Source organism: Pseudomonas sp. AGC41 (assembly GCF_057334555.1).
The window spans coordinates 44692-47925 of sequence record NZ_JBHFJB010000117.1 but is presented as its reverse complement, the minus strand read 5'-3'; the positions used below and the strand labels follow the sequence as shown (position 1 = coordinate 47925).

At 63.8% G+C, this 3234-nt stretch carries 2 protein-coding genes; both read right to left on the bottom strand.

What is annotated here, in order from left to right:
- Positions 1-37: 37 nt before the first annotated feature.
- Complete coding sequence (gene dbpA / locus ACE04F_RS20405) at positions 38-1375, bottom strand: ATP-dependent RNA helicase DbpA (RefSeq protein WP_305501161.1); 1338 nt, start codon at positions 1373-1375, stop codon at positions 38-40.
- 332 nt (positions 1376-1707) lie between these two features.
- Complete coding sequence (mdtD, locus tag ACE04F_RS20400; RefSeq protein WP_486109486.1) at positions 1708-3135, bottom strand: multidrug transporter subunit MdtD; 1428 nt, start codon at positions 3133-3135, stop codon at positions 1708-1710.
- Positions 3136-3234 lie beyond the last annotated feature (99 nt).

The following is a 3234-nucleotide window of genomic DNA, read 5'->3' as shown; positions in this document are numbered from 1 at the left end:
CTCGCTCCCACAGTTTCATTTTCTGTTTGTCTATCGGTCAGAGGATCCGCACCCGCAACGAGCGTCCCTTGATCTTGCCATCGTTCAGGCGCTGCAAGGCCTGTTTGGCGATCCCGCGTTCCACCGCCACATAGGCCTGGAAATCGAAAATCGCGATCTTGCCCACCTGCGCGCCAGGGATGCCGGCCTCGCCGGTCAGGGCGCCGAGGATGTCGCCGGGGCGGACCTTGTCCTTGCGTCCGGCACCGATGCACAGGGTGCTCATGGCCGGCAGCAGCGGACCGCCGCCCTGGGGCTTGAGGTTGTCCAACTGGTCCCAGCTCAACGGCGACTTCTGCAGTTGCTCGATGGCCTGGGCGCGATGGGCTTCGGACGGCGCCACCAGGCTGATGGCGATGCCTTTCTCTCCGGCGCGACCGGTGCGGCCGACGCGGTGGATATGAATCTCCGAGTCTCGGGCCAGCTCGACGTTGATCACCATGTCCAGCGCATCGATATCCAGGCCACGGGCGGCCACGTCGGTGGCGACGAGGACCGAGGTGCTGCGGTTGGCGAACATCGCCAGGACCTGGTCGCGGTCGCGCTGTTCCAGGTCACCGTGCAGGCCGACGGCAGAGATGCCCTTGGACGTCAGGTGATCGACGGTTTCCTGGACCTGCTGCTTGGTGAAGCAGAACGCCACGCAGGAGGCCGGGCGGAAATGCGCCAGCACCTTGACCACCGCGTCCATGCGCTCCTCGGGGGAGATCTCGTAGAAGCGCTGCTCGATCTGGGCGTCGGAGTGCAGCGCCTCGGCCTTGACCTGCTGCGGGTTACGCATGAACTTGGACGACAGCTGCTTGATGCCCACCGGATAAGTGGCTGAGAACAGGAGGGTCTGGCGGCGTTCCGGGGTCTGCTGGATGATGTCTTCGATGGCGTCGTAAAAGCCCATGTCGAGCATGCGGTCGGCTTCGTCGAGGATCAGCGTATTGAGGCCGTCGAGCACCAGCGAACCCTTGCGCAGGTGCTGCTGGATGCGCCCCGGCGTGCCGACGATGATGTGGGCACCGTGTTCGAGGGAGGCGATCTGCGGGCCGAAGGACACGCCGCCGCACAAGGTCAGGACCTTGATGTTGTCTTCGGCGCGGGCCAGCCGGCGGATTTCCTTGGCGACCTGGTCGGCCAGCTCACGGGTCGGGCACATCACCAAGGCCTGACAGCCAAAGAAGCGCGGGTTGATCGGGTTCAGCAGGCCGATGCCGAATGCCGCGGTCTTGCCGCTGCCGGTCTTGGCCTGGGCGATCAGGTCCATACCCTTGAGGATCACCGGCAAGCTTTGCGCCTGGATCGGCGTCATCTGGGCATAACCGAGTGATTCGAGGTTAGCCAGCATGGCGGCGGACAGCGGCAAAGTATTAAAAGCGGTGGCAATGGTGGTCACGGGACTGGCCTGCAAAACAAAATGTCGCGCAGTGTAGCAGCCTGGTGCCACTTTCTTCGAAAGTTCTGGACGAGCTGTGGCGCAGTTCCGAAGCGGAAAGATTCCCCTGTGGCGAGGGAGCTTGCTCCCGCTGGGGTGCGAAGCGCCCCCAAAACCGGCCAACACGGTGTCCCTGGAAATTCGTGTCGCCTGGATTGCGTCTGCTGCGCAGCCGAGCGGGAGCAAGCTCCCTCGCCACAAAAGCTCTAAATGCCCTCAGAGCCCTAAAGCTGCGTGAGTCCCATCTAGTGCTCGATATGCTCGTCCGGCCGCTTCACCCGCCGTCCGTCCTGCTTCGACAACTGGGAAAAGATCGTCGCCGCCAGCATTGCCATGATCCCCACCGTTACGAACGTCAGCTGGAACGCGCCCAGCACCGTGTCCACGCCATCATTGCCGACCTGGGCGGTAAAGCCGCCGAGCAGGGCGCCGGCGCAGGCCACACCGAGGCTCAGGGACAGTTGTGCCACCACCGACAGCAAGCTGTTGCCGCTGCTGGCGCTGGCGTCGTCCAGGTCGATCAGGGTCACGGTGTTCATCGCGGTGAATTGCAGCGAGTTGATTGCTCCCAGCACCGCCAGATGAGCCAACAACAGCCAGTACGGCGTCTGCTCGCTGACCAGGCCCATGCTCGCCAGCATCACGCCCAGGGCCAGGGTGTTGGCAGTGAGGATGATGCGATAGCCGAAGCGTTCGATCAGCGGTCGGGCCAGGGATTTGGCGACCATCGCCGCCGCCGCCAGGGGCAGCATGCTCATCCCCGCCTGGGACGGTGAATAGCCCAGCGCCACTTGTAAGAGCAACGGCACCAGGAACGGCAGGGCGCCGCTGCCCAGGCGCGCGAACAGGTTGCCGAGGATGCCCACCGCGAAGGTCCGGGTCTTGAACAGCGACGGTGGGAACAGCGCATTCTCGACGTGCCCGGCTCGCAGCCAGTACGCCGCCAGGCAGGCCATGCCGCCGAACAGCAGCAACATCACCCGCAGGTGCGGCAGATGCAGTTCCCCCAGGCCTTCCATGGCAATGGTGATCAAGACCATCGCCGCGCCGAACAGCAGGAACCCCAGCCCATCGAACCGCGTGCGCTCGCTGCCGCGCAGGTCCGGAATGAATTTCCAGACCGCGTAGCAACCGATCACGCCCACCGGCAGGTTGATGATGAAAATCCAGTGCCAAGTCATGTACTCGACCATCCAGCCGCCCATGGTCGGGCCGATCAGCGGGCCGAGGAGACCGGGGATGGTGATGAAACCCATGATCCGCACCAGCTCCGAACGCGGGTAAGCCCGTAGAACTACCAGCCTGCCCACCGGCAACATCAGCGCACCGCCCAGGCCCTGGATGACCCGCGCGCCGATCAGCATGCTCAACGAATTGGACAAGGCGCACAGCAACGAGCCGAAGCTGAACAGCAGGATCGCGCCGAAGAAAATCTTCTTGGTGCCAAAGCGGTCGGCGATCCAGCCCGAGGCCGGGATCAGCAGGGCCACGGTGAGCATGTAGGCGATGATCACGCCTTGCATGCGCAGCGGGTTTTCCGCCAGGTCGCTGGCCATGGCAGGCAGGGCGGTGTTGAGGATGGTCCCGTCCAGGGACTGCATGAAGAAAGCGATTGCCACGACCCACGGAAGCCAGCGGGCGGTGACGGCGTCGAGCGGAGCGCGGTTGGGCATGGGACCTCTTGTATGAAAAGTGAACAACTACCTGGGGCGAGGGGATCTTAAAAAAAATGAACAGTTACCTGTAGCAAGGAAGCTCTTGTGGCGGGGGGG